Source organism: Pseudomonas spartinae (assembly GCF_965197125.1).
Lineage (GTDB): Bacteria > Pseudomonadota > Gammaproteobacteria > Pseudomonadales > Pseudomonadaceae > Aquipseudomonas > Aquipseudomonas composti_A.
On sequence record NZ_CBDAMB010000015.1, the window covers coordinates 22,705 to 41,062 of the forward strand.

Below are 18,358 nucleotides of genomic sequence, written 5' to 3' on the forward strand. Positions count from 1 at the left end.
CCCTTCGCCTTCCATCCCACAAAACGGCCTTCGCAGCCGAACACCGCATCTGTCTTGTGCTAGCCATTTCTGGCAGGTCGGAGCCTGCTCCGAGCGGCCGGAAATGGTCGTCGTGATTCTGCCGAATTTGGATAACGGTGGTTTCAGACCGCGCCCTAGGATGCCTGCGTACCGCCGGCGCACGGTCGATGGCCTTGCATCTCGGAGCCTTTGGCAAACGCCGTAGGCAGGATCCCGAGGGGTGTCCTTGCGACGCTCGCCATGGATTCCTCTTCACTTCTTCGAGGTCTTCAGTATGTCCCTGGAACATTCCCTTGCAGGCGCGGCAGCGCCCAACGCCCGGCAGGCCAGCGGCCGGCGTGAAGGCGTGGTGCTGATGCTTGGCAGCAGCCTGACCATCATGGGTGCGGTGATGGTCGCACCCATGCTGCCGAAGCTGGCCGCCGAGTTTGGCCCGACTTCGCCACATGCCGAGCTGCTGGTGCCCCTGGCCGTGACCGGCCCGGCCCTGGCCATCGCCCTTTGCGCGCCTTTGGCCGGCTGGCTGGCCGACCGGGTTGGGCGCAAGGCGCTGCTGGTGATCGCTACCCAGTTGTACGCGTTGCTGGGAATGATCCCGGCGCTGCTCAACGATCTGACAGCCATCGTTGCTGTGCGCCTGCTCTTCGGTTGCACCGAAGCGGCGATCATGACCTGCTGCGCCACCCTGATCGCCGACTACTGGCGAGGGGAGGCGCGCATGCGCTACGTCAACCTGCAGGTGGTCACCATCGGCCTGGTGGGCGCACTGTTCTTCGTTGTCGGCGGTGCGTTGGGCGAACAGTCATGGCGCCTGCCGTTCTATCTCTATCTGCTGCCGCTGTTGTTGGTGCCGGCGATGATCCGGGTGCTCTGGGAACCCGTTCGTGAGCGGGTGGAGACGGCTTCCGACGAGGACGATGAGCAGGTCTCGATTCCGGCACTGGTCAGTGGCTATCTGCTGATTCTGGGCGGAATGATCCTTAGCCTGATCGTGCCGGTGCAGACACCCGTTCTGCTGGTGGGGATGGGCGTCACCTCCAGCACCCTGATTGGCCTGTCTGCAGGATTGGGGCTGCTGGCCACTCTCGGTGGCTCACTGATCTGGCCGCTGCTGCGTCGAGGTCTGGGTATCGCGGGTTGCAACGTTGCACTGCTGACCCTGCTGGCGCTGGGCCTGTGGTTGCTGACCCGTGCGCACAGCTACAACGAGGTCTTGCTGGCCGTGAGCGTGCATGGCCTTGGCGCTGGCCTGCTGGTGCCAAATGCCATGGCACCTGTGATGAACGCACTGAACGTCAGTACCCGGGGGCGTGGTCTCGGCCTGTTCACGGCCTGCCTCTATATCGGCCAGTTCGTCAGCCCATTGGTGGTCGCGCTGGTTGGTGCATTCACCGGCGACTTGCGCGCCTCGATTCACTGGCTGGCAGTGGCCAGCCTTGTGGCTGCGTCACTGTGGCTGGTTACCGGGCTGATCCAGCGTAAGCGTTCGGCTGAACCACTTTCTACCCACTCCTGATTCCAAGGAAACTCACTATGCACAGCATTCACTCGCTGCTGGACAGTCACGATGGCTACGGGCTCGCCGAACTGGTACGCACGGGGGAGGTACTACCCGGCGAACTGCTGGAGGCGGTCATCGAACGCATCGAACAGGTCGAACCGCAGCTCAATGCAGTTTGCGAAAAACTCTATGACAGGGCCCGCCTCGATGCGCAGTCGGCCAGTACCCGTCAGGGTGCTTTCGCCGGTGTGCCGACTCTGATCAAGGATCTGTTCTCACCGCTGCGTGGTGCGCTGATGACCAACGGTTCCCAGGCCTGCGGCGAGGTGCGTGCCGATTTTGAAGCCGAGGTAGTGACGCGACTGCGGCAGGCCGGTTGCGTGTTCGCCGGCAGCAGCACGGCGCCCGAATTCGGTACGTCCTACACCACGGAGTCCACGCGCTTCGGAGCCACTCGTAATCCCTGGGACACAGAGCGCAGTGCTGGTGGCTCCAGCGGTGGAGCGGCAGCACTGGTGGCCGCGCGGGTGGTTCCTTTCGCCCACGGCAACGATGGCGGTGGATCGCTGCGGGTTCCCGCATCCTGCTGCGGCGTGTTCGGTTTCAAGCCGAGCCGTGGGCTCATGCCGTCCGGGCCGCTGGTCGGCGAAGGTTGGGCCGGCATGGGTACACCGCACGCGATCACCCTGTCCGTGCGTGACAGCGCTGCATTGCTCGATGTGACGGCTGGTATGGATCTGGGCGCGCCTTACGCGGCTCCGTTGCACAGCACCTCCTATCTCGCTGCTGCGCAGGGGCCATCGCGCCCGCTGCGTATCGCGCTGGTCGAGCATCTCGACCCCTGGCCAAGCTCTGCCGAAAGCCTGGCTGCCGTGCGGCATGCGGCGCGCCTGTGCGAGAGCCTTGGCCACTCGGTCGAGGTGACTCGGTTGCCGGTCGAGCTGCCGGTCTTCCTGGATCGCGTCTTCGACATCATCGGTGCGAGCACCCGTGGTTACATCGACATGCTGGGGCAGATGCGTGGTCAGCCGGTGGCGCTGGAGGAGTTGGAGCCGCGTACCCGCATCATCCTGCGCGAGCGTGGTGATATCGCTGGCGCACGTTATGCGGCGGCAGTCGACTGGATCCATACGCTGGGGCGTGTCTTTGCCGGGTTCCTGCAGCAGTTCGATGTGATTCTCACGCCGACCCTGACCCGTGAGCCGCCACGCATCGGTGATCTGGATGCCTTCGATGAACGGCTCAGCCTTGACGAGGTGATGGAGCAGTTCCACAGCTATTCGCCGTTTACCGCGCTGTTCAACGCCACCGGCCAACCGGCGATGTCGGTGCCGCTGTACTGGACGGCCGCAGGCCTGCCCATCGGTGCGCATTTTGCCGGTCGCTTCGGTGACGAGGCCACCTTGCTGGCTCTGGCTGCTCAGCTGGAGCAGGCGCAGCCTTGGGCGTCTCGCGTGCCTGCGGTAAACGCCCGTCAGAGCAAGGCTGCGAACTGATTGAGGGGCAGGACAAAAGCCCGCCCCTCAACCATCCGGTTGATAGGCGGGCTTCAACCGATCACGCACCATGCAGGCTCTACCCACCACTTCGAGATGTCCGCATGAGCACGAATTCCGACTGGATCACCGTAGGAGCCCTGGCCGATGGCTTTGCCCAGGAATCCTTCATCCTGCCGAACCTGGCCGACCTCGCTGGGCGAAGCCTGACGCTGCACTTTGCCAATGGCTGGCAAATCGCTCACCGCTTCGAGTCCGAGTGCCTGAGCTGGCAGGCCGCCGACGGTCATTCGCAGGGCAGTGCAACCTACCGCGCCACTTCGGTACGCCCCGGTATCTACCTGGTGGATTTCCTCAAGCACGAGCAAGGTCAGGACTGGTCGATCAGCCTGGTGCTGGATATTGGCAGCGCCTCCTTCACGGCGGTAATCGGCCGTCTGCCGGATGCTGAAACCACCCACGAAGGCCTCTATCACCGGGCTCTGGCCGGCAAACTGTTGACCGGCGTAGAGGTCGAGTTCTTCCACGGCAGCCTGGACAAACCTTGGCAGGAGGGCGCTTGCCCGCACGCGCCGACCCGCGAGCTGGTGGGGCTGCGCAATCTCTATCGCTACAGCCCGACCGAGGTTTACGAGCATATCTACCTCAACGAAAACTTCTACACCTGGCAGTGCCTGAAAGGTGTGGAAGCGGGGCTGTGCGACACCGATCGTTGTCACTACTACAAGATCGCCGATGAGCTGTACATGTTTGTCTGGCGCGAGAAGATCGTGCCGACCCTAGGCCTAGTGATGATCGACATGGCCAATCACCGTAGCGATGGCAAGATCTTCGGCTATGCCGGTGGCGGCTTCGATGAGCTGTCCAACTTCCCAGTGGCTTCCTATTGCAGCGTGATCAACCGCACCGAGTACCCCAATGAGTAAGGCGAAGACTATCGCCATCACGGGGGCAGGCACCGGCATCGGTGAAGCCTGTGCCCGGCGGCTGGCGGGCGAAGGTCATAATCTGGTGCTGGTCGGCCGTCGCCGCCAGCCTCTGGAACGTGTGGCGGCGCAAACTGGTGGCCTGGTGCTGGTTGGAGATGCTGCCAGCGCCGAGGCGTGGAGTGGTTTCGTCGAGCAGATCCGCAGCCGCTTCGGAGGCCTCGATGCGCTGCTGGCCTGTGCTGGTGGCCATGGTCTCGGCACGGCCACGCAAACGTCCGATGAGGGCTGGCAGGCCGCCATGCGCAGCAATCTCGACAGCGCCTTTCACAGCGCCCGAGCCTGCCTGCCGTTGCTGATCGAGCGGCGCGGCAGCATCGTCCTACTCGGTTCCATCGCCTCGCTGGCTGCCGGCCCGCAGGTGTGTGGCTACACCACTGCCAAGCATGCGCTGCTCGGCCTCAATCGCTCCCTGGCGCGTGATTACGGCCCACTGGGCGTGCGGGTCAACTGCGTGTGCCCCGGCTGGGTGCGCACGCCGATGGCCGACGAGGAGATGCAACCGCTGATGCAGCACTTCGGCGAAGACCTTGATTCCGCCTACGCCCGTGTTACCGCCGACGTGCCTCTGCGGCGTCCGGCCAGTGCCGAGGAAATCGCCAGCGTATGCCGTTTCCTGATCAGTGACGAGGCGTCGATCATCACCGGAGCCAGCATCGTCGCCGACGGCGGTTCCAGCATCGTCGACGTGCCGACCCTGGTGTTCGACCGTTTAGGAGGTGCCTGATGAACGCACGATTTGATTTCGCCGGGCAGACCGTATTGGTCACTGGTGGCGCCCAGGGCATCGGTCGCAGCATTGTCGAGGGCTTTGCCGCTAGCGGGGCGTGCGTGCTGATCGCCGACCTGCAGGTGCAGCCAGCCCAGGCACTGGCGCGCGAGCTGCAGAGCCAGGGGCACGATGTGCAGGCGCTGGCGATCGACCTGGCCGACGAAGCGGCCATCGCCGCGCTGCTTGGCGGGCTGGAGCGCCTGGACGTCCTGGTGCACAACGCCGGCTACTTTCCGCTGACGCCTTTCGCAGAAATCACTCCGACGATCCTGCAGCGCACCCTGGCGGTGAATCTCAGCGCGCTGTTCTGGCTCACCCAGGGTGCGTTGCCGTTGTTCGAGCGCCTCGGCAGGGGCTGCGTGCTGGTCACTTCGTCGGTGACCGGGCCACGGGTCGCCTATCCGGGGCTGAGTCACTATGCGGCGTCCAAGGCAGGGGTCAACGGTTTCATCCGCAGTGCGGCGCTGGAGCTGGCCAGGCGTGGGGTGCGGGTCAATGGTGTTGAACCGGGAATGATCCGTACTCCGGCGATGGGTAATCTGGGTGATGGTGCCCACAGTGCCGATATCGCCCGCGGGGTACCGTTGGGTCGCCTGGGCGAACCGGCTGATATTGCCGGTGCCATGCTGTTTCTCGCCTCCGAAGGTGCCGGCTATATTACCGGGCAGACCATTGTGGTGGATGGCGGTGCGACCCTTCCGGAAACCCAGGCAGCGCTTGACTGAGACTATGTCGGTGGCGACCTTCGGTCGTCGCAGCCGGTACCTGCCTGGGCTGGCCTTCCGCTACTGATCGATGGCCAGGGCGCGGTAGTCCTTGGGCGATTGCTCGAACTGTTTCTTGAACGCACGGCTGAAGTGCGCCGAGTCGGTGAAACCCCACTTGTAGGCAATGGCAGTAATCGATTCGCGACGTAGATTGGGGTTGGCTAGATCACTGGCGCTGCGCTGCAGGCGAGTTCGCTGGATGTAGCGGCATACGCTGTCGTTCTGTTCCTCGAAGAGTCGATAGAGCTGGCGCACGGATATCTGCAGGCGGCTGGCCAAGGCTACCGGCGTCAGGTTGGGGTGGCTCAGCGATTCGTCGATCAGCTGTCGTGCCTGCCGTCGCAGGCTGTTGCCAGCAATCGAGTCTGTGATTTCGGCCTGCTGTTCGCGCTGAGTCAGGGCAGGGCCGAGCAGACTGGTAAACGCACTCAGTATGGCTTCACCTTCGCAAGCATCGGCCTGGATGCCGGCTTCGCTGAGATATAGCTGGTCCACCAGCAGACGCAGCATGCGGCCGCTGGTGCAGCGAGGTGAAACCTTGCCGAAAAGCGAGCGATCATTACGGAGTGTGCGCAGGACATCTTCCCGCGGCAAATGCAGGGAAGCATGTTCGATCAATCCCTGTGGGGTGATTTCGCACGAGCCTACCGAGTCCATGAGCACTAGGTCGCCCGGTGCCAACTGCACGGTCCGGCCGTTCTGGGATATCTGTGAGCAGCCACTGCGCTGGCTTACCAGGAAGCAGTAACGGTCGTCATCGCGACCTGTCTTGGCCTTACGCGAGATCTGGCCGGCATTGGTCTTCAGGTGAGCCAGCGTCAGACCTGCGTGTTCCTTGGCATAGACGTCACCGATGAACAGGGTGCTGTTGAACGCCAGGCGGGTCTCGTAGTTGCCGCAAACGGATTGGATGGAGCGCTGCCAGTTTTCGAATGAGCTGTGCATTGCCTGCTGAGCGTGCATGGCGACCCCTTTATGCTTGTTAACATGTTACCGAATGACGCATTCGAATTTTTATTAACATGTTAAGCATGAACCGTGCCGTGTTCTTGCAAGTCATTCCTTGTTGCCGCAAAGCGCCATTGCGCAGGGCTGGAATCTGATACTCAAGCGGCCATTCGCCGACTCTCGGTGCGCTCTTTGTTACTGCTGCACACAACAGGTGCACTGTTGGCTGTGGCGCGTCGGGTCAAGTCCGCTGGCAAGTGTGGCCAAGCATTGCCGGCGTTTGCGCTCCCTAATAGCTCACACCGTTATGGAAGCTCTTCTGGTGCGCCGAGGACGTCTGCCAGGCCTGGCGTTCCGGCAATCTGGTACCCGCGCTGGTTGAGGTCGACCTGAGCGTTTATTTCAGGCGTCCGCTGGGCGGCGTCGATGATGGCTTCACTATCAAGGATTGTGGCCGCATTTCCGCCAAGGTTTCGGTCGGCGGTGAGTGGAGCCGAGACGCTGCTTCTGCTCGTCATGCCCTCGGTCTGACAGCGCTGGCAAGCAAGACCTGCCGCCTGCCCTTGGCTGCAGAGGGGTCGGTGGTTTCAATTTTTAATAATATCTTATCTATCAGGTTTCTCGCGGAAGAGCTGAGAGTGAGCCAATGATGAGAGATGTGAATTTTTTATATTCATGATTTTTAAAGAGTTATATGGTTTTCGAGAGGGGTTTTACGTAGGCATCAAAATGAGAAGGTTGACAGGGTTGGTTAAAAAGTTAATTTATTAATAAATAAGCATCCAGTGCGCGACAACTCCTCGCGCCGCCGACAACAACAAGATGGGAGCTCCACTCCTTATGAAGACCTACGCCCTGGCTGCACTCTGCGTGGCACTGAGCCTGCCTGTTCTGGCCCAGGCCGAAACGGTCACGCTGAAGGTCGCGCATTTCCTGCCGGCCAACTCCAACGCCCACGCCAACGTCATCAAGCCCTGGTGCGAACAGCTCAGCGCCGAGTCGGCCGGGCGCATCACCTGCCAGATCTATCCTTCCATGCAGTTGGGCGGCACGCCCGCCACGCTCGCCGACATGGCGCGCAACGGCGTGGCCGATATCGTCTGGACGGCGCCGGGCTATTCGGCTGGCAAATTCCCACGGGTGGAGGCGCTGGAGCTGCCGTTCGTCCTGCCCTATGGCGGACAGCGGGGCAATGCCATCATCTGGGACTACTTCGAGCAGTATGCCCAGGACGATTTCAAGGGATTCAAGGTGCTGGCGCTGTTCGGTGATGGCGGCATGGACGTGCATACGCGTGACAAGCCGATCAGGTCGCTCGAGGATTTCAAAGGGCTCAAGCTCAGAGCCTCCAGTCGCACTGCCGCCAAGACCCTGGAAAGCCTGGGAGCAAGCCCTGTGAGCATGCCGCCGGCGCAGATGACCGAGGCGATTGCCAAGGGAGTGGTCGACGGTGCCCTGGCGACCTGGGAGGTGGTGGCGCCAACCAAGCTCGACGAAGTGACGAACTACCACAGCCTGCTTGGCGAAGGGCAGCCGGCAATCGGTTACACGGTGCTGGGCATGTTGATGAACAAGCGCAAGTACGACAGCCTGCCCGCGGACCTAAAGGAAATCGTCGAGCGCAACAGCGGCAAGGTCCTGTCGGAGCGTTTCGGCAAAGCCTGGGACGAGGAGATCGCCAAGACTCAGAAGGCTGCGAAGGAGGGCAGTATCGTGGCCCTCGATGCAGGCACCTATGAGGCGATGCAGCGCGCTGCGGCACCGGTGGCCGAGCAGTGGATCGAAGAAGCGAACGGTCGTGGTCTGGATGCACAGGCGCTGGTAACCGGCTTGCGTCGTCTGGCTGCACAAGAGCGTTGATAGGATGAACGAGCCGCTGTCGTTCGACCCCGTGCCTATGCAGGCGCAAGGACCAACTCGCCGCGTGCTGAACGGGCTCACCCAGGGCTTTGCCCTGTCAGGCGGCTTGCTGTTGCTGGCGCTGATCGGCATGTCGCTGATTTCCATCGTCGGCCGCAAGCTGTTCGCTGCGCCGATTCGCGGCGACATGGAGCTCATGCAAGTCGGCGCCGCGGTGGCCATTGCTGCATTCCTGCCGATGTGCGAGCTGCGCGGCAATCACCTCAAGGCCGATGCCTTCACCCTGGCGGCTCCCGAGGCGGTAAAACGTTGCCTCGATGCTCTGGCTCATCTGCTCTGTGTTGGGGTTGCCGTCATCCTGGCCTGGCGCACCAGCTTGCAGATGCTAGATAGCCGCGAGTACGGCGATGTCACCACCTTGCTGTCCATTCCGTTATGGATTCCGTTGCTGCTGATCGTTCCGAGCCTGGTGCTTTTGGCGCTGTGCGCATTGCAGCGGGTTGCCGACATCGTCTTGCCTGGAGCCAAAGCATGAGTGGTCTGAGTCTCGGCCTATGTGCCTTGGGGGTTACCCTCACGCTACTGGTGTTGCGGGTGCATATCGGTATCACCATGCTGGTCGGCGGTGCGCTGTGTTACTGGGCGGTCAATGCCGGTGATCTGAACGCCTTGCTGTTCACCCTCAACAACCTGGTCTACTCAAGGCTTTCCAACTACGACCTGGCGGTGATTCCGCTGTTCGTGCTGATGGGCCAGTTCGCCACCCATGGTGGCCTGTCGCGTACGATCTTCCAGTGTGCTGCCGCTTTTGTCGGTCACCTGCGCGGCGGCCTCGGCATTTCCGCCATCGGTGCTTGCGCCGGTTTCGGGGCCATCTGCGGATCCTCCCTGGCCACCTCGGCCACCATGAGTCAGGTGGCCCTGCCGGAGCTGCGTCGCCATCACTATTCGGGGCGTCTGGCCACGGCTACCGTCGCGGCCGGTGGGACTCTGGGCATTCTGATTCCGCCTTCGGTGCCGTTGATCATCTACGCCGTGTTGACCCAGGAATCCATCGCCAAGTTGTTCGTCGCTGCGGTAATTCCCGGTTTGCTGGCAATGCTCGGCTACATGCTGGTACTGCGTCTGCTGGTTAGCCGCGATGGGGCTGCAGACGAGGGTGTAGCCAAGGCCAGTGCAAGCGAGCGGGTGAGGGCGCTGATCAAGGTTACACCGGTGCTGGTGGTGTTTCTGGTGGTGATCGTCGGTATCTACGGCGGTTGGGCCAATCCTACCGAGGCGGCCTCGATCGGGGCGGCTGCCTGCGGCATTCTTGCGGTGCTGCAAGGCGGCATGCGCTGGCTGGGTGTGCGTGCCAGTCTGCTGGGCACCGCCGAGACCACAGCGATGATCTTCTTCGTACTGCTTGGCGCCGATCTGCTGAACTCTGGCCTGGCCTTGACCCAGATGCCCACCGAGCTTGCCAGCTGGGTGATGAATGCCGGCTTCGAGCCGATGCTGGTGCTGCTGGCGATTCTGCTGCTGTATCTGGTGCTGGGTTGCGTGATGGATTCGCTGGCGATGATTCTGCTGACTATCCCCATCTTCTACCCGCTGATACTCGGTCTGGATTTCTATGGCCTGGATGCGACGGCGAAATCCATCTGGTTCGGCATCCTGGCGTTGATGGTGGTGGAGATCGGTCTGATTACGCCGCCACTGGGGATGAACCTGTTCATTGTTCAAAAGGCGGCAGGGGATGTGTCCTTTGCCGAGACTGCACGAGGCGTGTTGCCTTTCCTCGTCTCCGATCTGTTGCGCATCGCTCTGTTGCTGCTCTTCCCGGGGATGTGTCTCTGGCTGCTCGGTCTGTAACCCTGCGCAGACGACCAGCGCGCGGGTTGGCCGTCTCAATCACGAGTGATCATGCATGTCCGCAGTCGCCAATCCGCAGCGTCTGATCGTTCTTCTCGCTGCTCTGACGGCCTTTGGCCCGCTCTCCATCGATCTGTATCTGCCCAGCTTGCCCCTGATCGCGGCGGATCTGCGAGCCGCAGAGGCCAGCGTACAACTTACTATCAGCGTATTTCTCGCGGGGCTGTGCTTGGGCATGCTGCTCTATGGGCCGCTTTCGGATCGCTTTGGCAGGCGTCCGCTGTTGCTCTTCGGTATTAGCCTCTATGTGGCAGCCAGCCTGGGTTGTGCGCTGGCAAGCAGTGCCGAGTCTCTGCTGCTGTGGCGCTTCCTGCAAGCACTGGGCGGCGCGGCAGCCTCTGTGCTGGCCAGGGCGGTCGTGCGTGATCTGTTTCCCCTGAATGCAGCGGCCAGGGTATTCTCGCTCATGCACTTGGTGACCATGCTCGCCACGCTATTGGCGCCGTTGGTAGGCAGCTACCTGATGCTGCTGGCGGGGTGGCGTTCGTTGTTCCTGCTGTTATTGGCGATCGCCGGGCTCTGCCTAACTCTGGTGGTTTCCTACTTGCCGGAAAGTCATCCGCCAGAGCGGCGAGGAGCTTCGCTGGGCCAGGTCTTTCGCGCTTACGGGCACATGCTCCGTGCACCTGTGGCGTTGGGGCTCATCCTGTGTATGGGCCTGTCTTTCGCCGGCATGTTCGCCTTCATCACTGCGTCACCCTTTGTTTATATCCAGTATTTCGGTGTTTCACCGCAGCACTATGGTGGTTTGTTCGCACTCAACATCGCCGGGGTGATCGTCGCCACCCTGCTCAATGCACGGCTGGTTCCTCGATTTGGGACGAGGCAGATGCTCAAGGCGGGAGTAGCCGTCGCGGCTTTATCCGGGATCGCCCTTGCTCTTGTGGGAACTTCGAGCCTGGGCTGCCTGCCTGCCGTGGTGATCTGCGTCCTGCTCTATGTCAGCGTGACCGGTCTGATTGGCGCCAACTGCCTGGCCAGCCTGCTGGCATACTTTCCCCATCAAGCTGGAGCCGCCGCCGGTCTGGCGGTATCGCTGCAATTTGGCCTCGGTATGCTGTCCAGCGCGTTGGCTGGCGTGTTTCACGACGGCACGGCTGCTCCCATGAGCATACTCATCGGCATTTCAGGGATCGGGTGTTCGGTGGCTTACAAGGTTGCGAGGAGATATGGCTTACAACATTAAATAGGGGACGCTAGACCGCTAGGTGGTAAAAAAGTGGTACGAACCGCTGGATTATTCTGCCCAAGGCCTCTAAATCAGTGGCCTGGGTGATTTAGGTCGTCCGATCCATCATCGGGGCGACGGAGAAGCGGCGGGAAAGGGGCGCGGGTGTGGGCGACTTCGAAGACATACGCAGATTGCTTGTTCAGGGATGAAGGAGTGGCCAGGGTAAATGGCCGAGCCCGCTCGCTGGCAGCGGGCCGGCGATTCTAGCAAGTCGAGGCGATCTTCTCTCGAAAAACGGACGGCCGAGCGGATGAATGCCTGCTGCAGCGGTGAGCTATTCGGGTCGGCAGCGCTTCAGCGAGCCCGGTGAGGGCGCCACAGCCAATGTCCTTGGCGCATGCGTCACAGAGGCTGCGGGTCTTTGGTGCGCTGCCGTATCGCCTTACACCTTGAACTGATCCATCAGTTTCATCTGGTGGTTGGCCAGATTGTTGAGCTGACTGCTGATTTTCGCCGACTCGGTCGCCTGTTCGGTCAGGGTTTCGGTGACGCTGCGGATGGCCGCGACGTTGCGATTGACCTCTTCGGCCACGGCGCTCTGCTCTTCGGCGGCGCTGGCGATCTGCAGGTTCATGTCGCTGATCACCGACACCGCTTCGCTGATCCGGCCCAGGGCCTGGGCGGCGCGCTGGATTTGCTCGACGTTGGTTTGCGCATGCTGCTGGCTGGCGTGCATGGTGGTGACCACACCACGGGTCGCGCCCTGGATGCGTTCGATGACCTGACGGATTTCCTCGACCGAATTCTGGGTGCGTTTGGCCAGGTTGCGCACTTCGTCAGCTACCACCGCGAAGCCGCGCCCGCTGTCGCCGGCCCGGGCGGCCTCGATGGCGGCATTGAGCGCCAGCAGGTTGGTCTGCTCGGCAATGCTGCGGATCACCTCCAGCACCGAACCGATCTGTTCGCTGTTGACGGCCAGGGCCTCGACCTCGCTCACCGCCTTGCTCACTTCATCGGCCAGCAGGCGGATGTCCTGGCTGCTGCGTTCGATGAGACTCCTGCTCTGCTGGGCTGATTCGTCGGCGCCCCGGGCGGCTTCGGCGGCGTTGGAGGCGCTGCTGGCGACCTCCTGGGCAGTGGCACTCATCTCGTTGGAGGCGGTGGCCACCTGATCGACTTCGCGGAACTGGATCTGCATGCCGTCGCTGGTCTGGCTGGCGATGTGCGAGGACTGGTCGGCCGTGCTGCGCGCCTCGGTGATGCTCTGCTTGATCTGTGCGATGGTCGGCTGCAGTTTGTCGAGGAAGCGGTTGAACCAGCTCGCTAGCTCGCCCAGTTCGTCGCGTTTGTTGTAGCGCAGGCGCTGGGTCAGGTCGCCTTCACCGCTGGCGATGTCTTTGAGCATGTGGGCCACTTCGTTGATCGGGCGGGTGACGCCGGATGCGGTCAGCCAGATGAGCACCAAGCCCACCAGGCAGGCCACCAGTGCTACTGCCAGGGCTTTGACGGTGCCGCTGGTCTGGGCCTGGTCGAGCAGGTTCTGCAGCTTCACCGCGTCGGCCAGCAGCACCTTCTCTGGCAGGCCTATCGATACGCCCCAGGGCTTGGCATTGGCGATGGGACTGACAGGGTAGACGGCATAGATGAAATCGCCCTGGCTGAGGATGCTGTGGGTGCCGTTACCCACTGCCGCGAGGATCTTGCGGCCTTCGTCACCCTGGGTTTCGCTGATGTTCTTGCCGATCTGGCTGTCGTCGGTGCTGTAGGCGGCGAGGGTGCCGCTGGGGGAGACGATCAGCACACGACCGGCGTTGTCGAACAGGCCGCGCTGGGCTTCGCCTGCTGCCGCTTGCAGGGCGGCGAGCTCGAGGTCGACGCCCATGGTGGCGATCACCTTGTCGCCGTCCATCAGCGGAATCGACAGCGTGGTCATCAGTACGTGCTGGCCTTCCAGGGTGTCGGCATAGGGCTCGAGCAGGCAGGCGCTCTTGCGCTCACGAGGGCAGGTGTACCAGCTGTTGTAGGGCGTGCCACTGATGCTCAGCTCGGTTTTATTGAGGTCGCCCTCGGTGATCATGATGTTCATGGGCTGTGGCGTGCTGCGCGTCCAGGCACTGGAGAAACGGCCGGTTTCGTTGGAACCATGGGCGCTGTCGTCGACGAACTCGGCATCGCGGCCATCCAGCACGTTGGGTTCGAATACCAGCCAGATGCCCAGTACCTTGGTATTGCGCTCGAAGGCGGTCTTGATGCTCTGGTTGATCGCTTCACGCAGTGGGGCGGTGGGCATTGCGGTTTTGTCAGCCAGGACCCGCAGGTCGTTCACCTGGTCGGCGAGGCTGGTGACCAGCAGCAGGCTGTCGCCGAAGGTGCGCTGCAGGCTAACCGCCTGCTCGGATGCGCGGGCTTCCAGCAGTTGCTCGACGCCATCGGTCAGCATTTGGCGGCTGGACGCGCCAGTAAGCTGGTTGTTCTGGCTGCTCTGGTAGAGGTTCATACCCACGATCAAGGCCGTTACGCCGAGCAGGGAAAGACCCGAAAGTAGGACGATTTTCAGCCGAATGGACATGGCATTGAACATGGCGACGTCTCTTGAGGTGAGCAGCACTTCAATGAAGGCAGCGGATGCTGAAAGGATTTGGATGGGTCTTTTTGTTGTATCGGCCCGCCACGTGCTTTCGTGAGCGAGGGCGGCGCATCCTGCCTGCAGGGCCATCTTTGCACGTCCTGACATAGACACTAGTCGAGTGCCGCCATAGCGCCAGCGCAGAGCAGCCTGGGCTGTGAATCGAATCGCTCGGCGGTGGTCAACGCGTTGAATTGGCCGCGCCGGGTAACCGCTGAAAACAGAGCAGGGCATTTCGCCACCAAGTGGCTAGCGTCTTGCTACGAAAGAAGGATGGCGGCCGACGGGCTATGATCGGGAACCTGTATGGGAGTTTCTCGAGCCATCTCAATGCCTGCTTACGCTCCAACTCCGCACCGTCGGCTGCTGGCCAGTGGCGCTGTCCTGCATGTCGTCCAGCAACCCTGGGCACGACAGGCGGGCGCTTGCTTGCGGGTCGCGGCCGGCAGTCATGACGAGCCGCCGGCCTATCCGGGCCTGGCGCACTTTCTCGAGCATCTGCTGTTTCTCGGTAGCCGCGATTACCCCACTGACGAGGGTTTGATGGCCTTCGTCCAGCGCCATGGCGGGCTGGTCAATGCCTCTACTCAGGCGGGGCATACCGATTTCGTCTTTGAGCTGCCGGCCGAACATCTGTCGGCAGCGCTGACGCGTCTGCTGGACATGCTCAGCCGCCCGCTGCTGGAGATCGACGCGCAGGTGCGCGAGCGCGAGGTGCTGCACGCCGAATACCAGGCGCGCAGCCAGGATGCCGACAGCCGGATCGATCATGCCCTGGGCCAGGCGCTCGCCGCTGGGCATCGCTGCAGTGAGTTCTTGGCTGGCGACCGCAGCACGCTGGTCGTGGAATCTGCGGCGTTTCAGCGGGCATTGCACAATTATCACCAGCGCCACTATCAGGCTCGGCACATGTGCCTGACCCTGGTGGGGCCGCAACCTGCAGAGCAGTTGCTGGATATCGCCGAAGCGCTGCTTGCGGCTTTGCCTGCGGGCGATGGCCAGGCTGATTCAACGCCACCGCAGGACCTGTTGCCGCTACGGGCGCCGCAGTTGTATCTGCAGCACAACCGCCCTGGGGTGTACCTGGGTGTGGCCGTGCAACTGGATACTCGCGACCTGAATGCTCCCTTGGAGCTGTTGCTGGACGCCCTGCTGGATCCTGCGCCTGGAGGTTTGCTGGCCGGTTTGCGTGAGCTTGAGCTGTGCCGGCAGTTGCAGGCGCGGGTGCTGTATCGGCACAAGGGGCAATGCCTGCTGCGCCTGGACTTTCCTGGCACCACGGCAGAGCAGGGCGCGGCGTTGCGCGCGGCCGTGCAGCATTGGTCCGCGTGCCTGCACGGCCATGCGGATTGGTCGCAGCGCCTGCAGCACCATCAGCGGGCGGCAATACTCAGGCAGCTCGGGCTCAGCCCGTTGGCGGCGGCCAGGGAGCTGCAATCGCCTGCTCAGAACGACGGCCACACCTTGCGCGACCTCGATGCGCTGCTGGCTTGTCTGGCTCGCGGTGAGGGGCTGATCGAGTTGCAGTGCGGCGAACAGGCGCGGCCCCTGTGGCCGGCAATCGGGCTGGATCTGCCATTGCAGGCCATGCCGATGCAAGTGTCAGCGCCAATCTCGAAGCGCCAGTGGCGGCTGTCCAGCGCTGAGCCATTGTTGGCCGGCGCTGCCGTGGCATCGGCCGCTCTGCCATTGGCTGCGCTGCGACACCATCCGGGGCAAGCCGAAGGAGGGCCAGCCGCCCTTTACTGGCGTGGCCCCCGGTCAGGTGCGGGCGATGCGGCCGCCATCGAAGCGGCTTTGCTGGCACGCAGTGCCGATCTGCGCTGGCGCGGTGAGCGGCTTGGCATCGCCTGCCAGCTGAACGTGCAAGCTTTCGGCTGGACGCTCTCGTTACGCGGGCCAGCGCCGCTGTTGCCGGCCTTTAGCGGCTTGCTGGTGCCTTTGTTGTTGGCGGCTGTCGCTGAACCGGCCGAGCCCGCTTCCCAGGGCATGCTGCTGCGGGCGTTGCTGCAGCGTCTGCCGCAGCTCTGCGAGCTGCCCGCAGCGTCGCGGCTGGAAGGGCTGAGCGTTGGCCTGGGGGCGAGCGAACAGGCGCAACTGGCCGAGCTGTGCACGGCGGTCGAGCCACTTGCAGAGCTGCCGCCAACACCATGTATCGACACCGGCATCGACTGGGATCAGGTTGCGCAGCCAGGCGCGGATGCGGCCTTGCTGCTGTTCTGTCCGCTACCGGCTGTCGACGCCCATACCGATGCCGCCTGGCAGTTGCTCGGGCAGATCGTGCAGGGGCGCTTCTACCAGCGCCTGCGGGGTGAGCTACAACTCGGCTACGCCTTGTTCGCCGGATTTCGCCAGGTGCAGGGCAGCAGAGGCCTGCTGTTCGCCCTGCAGTCGCCGGTGTGCGATGCGGCCGCTATCTTCGCTCATATACGTGCCTTTCTGGACGAGCAACGTCAGCAGCTCGAAGCGCTGGACGACTCGGCCGTGTCGCGTTACCGCGATGCCCTGCTGCCGCTACTGAACCCGGCCCAGGCCAATTGGCCGCGGGCCGAGCAGCTATGGCAGCTGCATCTGGCAGGCTTGCCCGAGGCGCACCTGCAACAGGTGCAGCAGGCGGTGGCGGCCTTGACCGTGAGCGATCTGCTGCGGGCGCATGCGCAATTGCTGCTCGCCCGTGACTGGCGCGTATTGGCCAGCGCAGCGCCGTCGGCCGCCTAGGCCGCCCAGTTTCCCACACCCCGATTCATCTCCATGAACCCGGCCCGGAACGGCCTGGCGTTCTGCCCTGTACGTCTGCCTGCATCTGTTGTTCAGCACTTCTGCGCGACGCGTAATTACGCCTCTACGCCCTAGGGCTGGCCCGGTACTAATACCTTTCTCCCACTACCGGTAGCAGGCCGGTCGCGAGCCCGCAGAAGTGGGCCGGTAGCGCCTGGCCAAAGCAGCAGCGAATCGCTGCCAAGGCAGCGTATGGCCCGGCTGACACGCTTTCGATAATCGCCTCCGACACGACTGCCCTGGCGGTCGCCACTCAAGCGGAGAGCGTTATGCACAACAACAAGATCGCCATCACTCGATTTCTGCCCCTGACCCTGGCTACAGCCGTCGCTCTGGCGACCGCGCAGCAGGCCGCCGCCGAGATCGTCCTGTACGACAAGGACGACACCACTTTCTCCACCGACGGCTACATCAACGCCTTCTACGTCAACAGCGACGTGGACCGTGATGGCGAGCAGTTCGACCGCCGCCAGTCGCGGGTGAAGATGGGCTTTCTGCCCAACTGGATCGGCTTCAACTTCGGCAAGCAGATCGACGATCTCAAGCTGACCGGTCGCTCCTCGTTCTGGGTCACCATCAACGACAGCGAAACCAACGGCACCGACACCGCCATCGACGTGCGTCAGTTCTACGGCACCGTTTCCAGCCCGGAATGGGGCGAGGTGCTGGTGGGCAAGGACTTCGGCCTGTTCTCGCGCTCCAACATCTTCCTCGACGAGTTGCTGGCCGGTTACGGCAACGTGTCCGACACCCTGGGCCTGGTGGACGGCACCGGCGTGTCCTTCGGCAACATCGGTACCGGCTACCCGTACCCGTTCCCGACCTCGCAGATCACCTACCGCAACAACAACCTGGCCGAGGGCCTGCGCGTCGCGGTCGGCATCATGGACCCGGTCGACACCAACGACGACAGCGCCACCGGCAAGGCCTATCAGGAAAACCCGCGCTTCGAATCGGAAGTCAGCTACCAGTTCGAGGTGGGCGGCTCGACCATCTACACCTGGGTCAACGGTGCCTACCAGACCTCGGAAAACACCGACGATACGGTCGACAAGGTCACCTCCAAGGGCCTCGGTTATGGCGTGCAGGCCAAGTTCGGCGGCCTGTCGCTGACCGGCTCGGGCTTCCAGGCCAAGGGCATCAACCCGTTCTTCACCAACAACCTGGGCGAGCCGACCCTGCGTGACATCGACAGCGACGGCTACCTGCTGCAGGGCTCCTACTCCTGGGGCAAGAACCGCGTGGCGCTGTCCTACGGCAAGACCGAGGACGATGGCAACGGTCTGGGCGTGGCGGCGGATTACGAGACCCGTGGCATCGCCTACTTCCGCACCATCAACGACAACCTCAAGCTGGTCGCCGAATACAACCAGTACCAGATCGATGCCGCCGCCGGCAGCGGTCTGAACGAGGACACCGACACCTTCGCCGTGGGTGCCGTACTCAACTGGTAAGCCACGCGGCTTGTCGACGACGGGAGGCCCAAGGGTCTCCCGTTCTTTTTAGGGACTGAAAGGA

The 18,358-nt window shown here is 62.8% G+C and carries 12 protein-coding genes and 2 pseudogenes; 11 read left to right on the forward strand and 3 right to left on the reverse strand.

Going from position 1 to position 18,358, the window contains the following annotated elements:
• Window positions 1-295 precede the first annotated feature (295 nt).
• The 5 genes from ACN8M7_RS23345 to ACN8M7_RS23365 all read left to right on the forward strand — a co-directional run bounded on the left by ACN8M7_RS23345 (window position 296) and on the right by ACN8M7_RS23365 (window position 5,501).
• On the forward strand, window positions 296-1,537 hold the full coding sequence (locus ACN8M7_RS23345; RefSeq protein ID WP_490262317.1) for an MFS transporter: 1,242 nt from the start codon (window positions 296-298) through the stop codon (window positions 1,535-1,537).
• A gap of 17 nt (window positions 1,538-1,554) precedes the next feature.
• Window positions 1,555-3,018, forward strand: coding sequence for an amidase (locus ACN8M7_RS23350; RefSeq protein ID WP_061242283.1), 1,464 nt, complete (start codon window positions 1,555-1,557; stop codon window positions 3,016-3,018).
• Window positions 3,019-3,122: 104 nt separating this feature from the next.
• On the forward strand, window positions 3,123-3,944 hold the full coding sequence (locus tag ACN8M7_RS23355; protein WP_061242285.1) for a molybdenum cofactor biosynthesis F family protein: 822 nt from the start codon (window positions 3,123-3,125) through the stop codon (window positions 3,942-3,944).
• Window positions 3,937-4,731, forward strand: coding sequence for an SDR family NAD(P)-dependent oxidoreductase (locus tag ACN8M7_RS23360; RefSeq protein WP_061242288.1), 795 nt, complete (start codon window positions 3,937-3,939; stop codon window positions 4,729-4,731). The genes ACN8M7_RS23355 and ACN8M7_RS23360 overlap by 8 nt, the downstream gene beginning before the upstream one ends.
• Window positions 4,731-5,501: an SDR family oxidoreductase gene (locus ACN8M7_RS23365; RefSeq protein ID WP_061242291.1), complete on the forward strand. Its 771-nt coding sequence runs from the start codon at window positions 4,731-4,733 to the stop codon at window positions 5,499-5,501. Before ACN8M7_RS23360 ends, ACN8M7_RS23365 begins: the two co-directional genes overlap by 1 nt.
• A 60-nt stretch (window positions 5,502-5,561) precedes the next feature.
• On the opposite strand, the gene feaR is transcribed toward ACN8M7_RS23365, so the two are convergent.
• Window positions 5,562-6,506 carry a transcriptional regulator FeaR gene (gene feaR / locus ACN8M7_RS23370; protein WP_061242292.1) on the reverse strand — a complete coding sequence of 315 codons (945 nt, stop codon included), beginning with the start codon at window positions 6,504-6,506 and terminating at the stop codon, window positions 5,562-5,564.
• Window positions 6,507-7,331: 825 nt separating this feature from the next.
• Between feaR and ACN8M7_RS23375 the strand changes: the two genes are divergently transcribed.
• The 4 genes from ACN8M7_RS23375 to ACN8M7_RS23390 are packed head-to-tail and all read left to right on the forward strand — an operon-like array spanning window position 7,332 to window position 11,451.
• Complete coding sequence (locus ACN8M7_RS23375; RefSeq protein ID WP_490262318.1) at window positions 7,332-8,351, forward strand: TRAP transporter substrate-binding protein; 1,020 nt, start codon at window positions 7,332-7,334, stop codon at window positions 8,349-8,351.
• Between the two features lie 4 nt (window positions 8,352-8,355).
• Entirely contained in the window at window positions 8,356-8,886 is a 531-nt protein-coding gene (locus ACN8M7_RS23380) for a TRAP transporter small permease (RefSeq protein WP_061242299.1), read from the forward strand.
• Complete coding sequence (locus ACN8M7_RS23385; protein ID WP_490262319.1) at window positions 8,883-10,205, forward strand: TRAP transporter large permease; 1,323 nt, start codon at window positions 8,883-8,885, stop codon at window positions 10,203-10,205. Before ACN8M7_RS23380 ends, ACN8M7_RS23385 begins: the two co-directional genes overlap by 4 nt.
• A 55-nt stretch (window positions 10,206-10,260) precedes the next feature.
• On the forward strand, window positions 10,261-11,451 hold the full coding sequence (locus tag ACN8M7_RS23390; RefSeq protein WP_490262320.1) for a Bcr/CflA family multidrug efflux MFS transporter: 1,191 nt from the start codon (window positions 10,261-10,263) through the stop codon (window positions 11,449-11,451).
• Window positions 11,452-11,878: 427 nt separating this feature from the next.
• Here ACN8M7_RS23390 and ACN8M7_RS23395 read toward each other — a convergent pair.
• Both ACN8M7_RS23395 and ACN8M7_RS23400 read right to left on the reverse strand, forming a co-directional pair.
• Window positions 11,879-12,394 (reverse strand): annotated as a pseudogene (locus ACN8M7_RS23395) (methyl-accepting chemotaxis protein); the annotation flags it as partial.
• 390 nt (window positions 12,395-12,784) lie between these two features.
• Window positions 12,785-14,296: pseudogene (locus ACN8M7_RS23400) on the reverse strand (methyl-accepting chemotaxis protein); the annotation flags it as partial.
• A gap of 96 nt (window positions 14,297-14,392) precedes the next feature.
• On the opposite strand from ACN8M7_RS23400, the gene pqqF reads away from it, so the two are divergent.
• Both pqqF and ACN8M7_RS23410 read left to right on the forward strand, forming a co-directional pair.
• Entirely contained in the window at window positions 14,393-16,780 is a 2,388-nt protein-coding gene (gene pqqF / locus ACN8M7_RS23405; RefSeq protein WP_490262321.1) for a pyrroloquinoline quinone biosynthesis protein PqqF, read from the forward strand.
• 329 nt (window positions 16,781-17,109) lie between these two features.
• On the forward strand, window positions 17,110-18,294 hold the full coding sequence (locus ACN8M7_RS23410) for a porin (protein ID WP_490262322.1): 1,185 nt from the start codon (window positions 17,110-17,112) through the stop codon (window positions 18,292-18,294).
• Window positions 18,295-18,358 lie beyond the last annotated feature (64 nt).

Bases quoted from the DNA above. Each gene is read 5' to 3' on its own strand.
- ACN8M7_RS23365 (WP_061242291.1), top strand. From the start codon at position 4,731: ATGAACGCACGATTTGATTTCGCCGGGCAGACCGTATTGGTCACTGGT.
- ACN8M7_RS23375 (WP_490262318.1), top strand. From the start codon at position 7,332: ATGAAGACCTACGCCCTGGCTGCACTCTGCGTGGCACTGAGCCTGCCT.
- pqqF (WP_490262321.1), top strand. From the start codon at position 14,393: ATGCCTGCTTACGCTCCAACTCCGCACCGTCGGCTGCTGGCCAGTGGC.
- ACN8M7_RS23410 (WP_490262322.1), top strand. From the start codon at position 17,110: ATGCACAACAACAAGATCGCCATCACTCGATTTCTGCCCCTGACCCTG.
- ACN8M7_RS23380 (WP_061242299.1), top strand. From the start codon at position 8,356: ATGAACGAGCCGCTGTCGTTCGACCCCGTGCCTATGCAGGCGCAAGGA.
- ACN8M7_RS23385 (WP_490262319.1), top strand. From the start codon at position 8,883: ATGAGTGGTCTGAGTCTCGGCCTATGTGCCTTGGGGGTTACCCTCACG.
- ACN8M7_RS23355 (WP_061242285.1), top strand. From the start codon at position 3,123: ATGAGCACGAATTCCGACTGGATCACCGTAGGAGCCCTGGCCGATGGC.
- ACN8M7_RS23345 (WP_490262317.1), top strand. From the start codon at position 296: ATGTCCCTGGAACATTCCCTTGCAGGCGCGGCAGCGCCCAACGCCCGG.
- ACN8M7_RS23390 (WP_490262320.1), top strand. From the start codon at position 10,261: ATGTCCGCAGTCGCCAATCCGCAGCGTCTGATCGTTCTTCTCGCTGCT.
- ACN8M7_RS23350 (WP_061242283.1), top strand. From the start codon at position 1,555: ATGCACAGCATTCACTCGCTGCTGGACAGTCACGATGGCTACGGGCTC.
- feaR (WP_061242292.1), bottom strand. From the start codon at position 6,506: ATGCACGCTCAGCAGGCAATGCACAGCTCATTCGAAAACTGGCAGCGC.
- ACN8M7_RS23360 (WP_061242288.1), top strand. From the start codon at position 3,937: ATGAGTAAGGCGAAGACTATCGCCATCACGGGGGCAGGCACCGGCATC.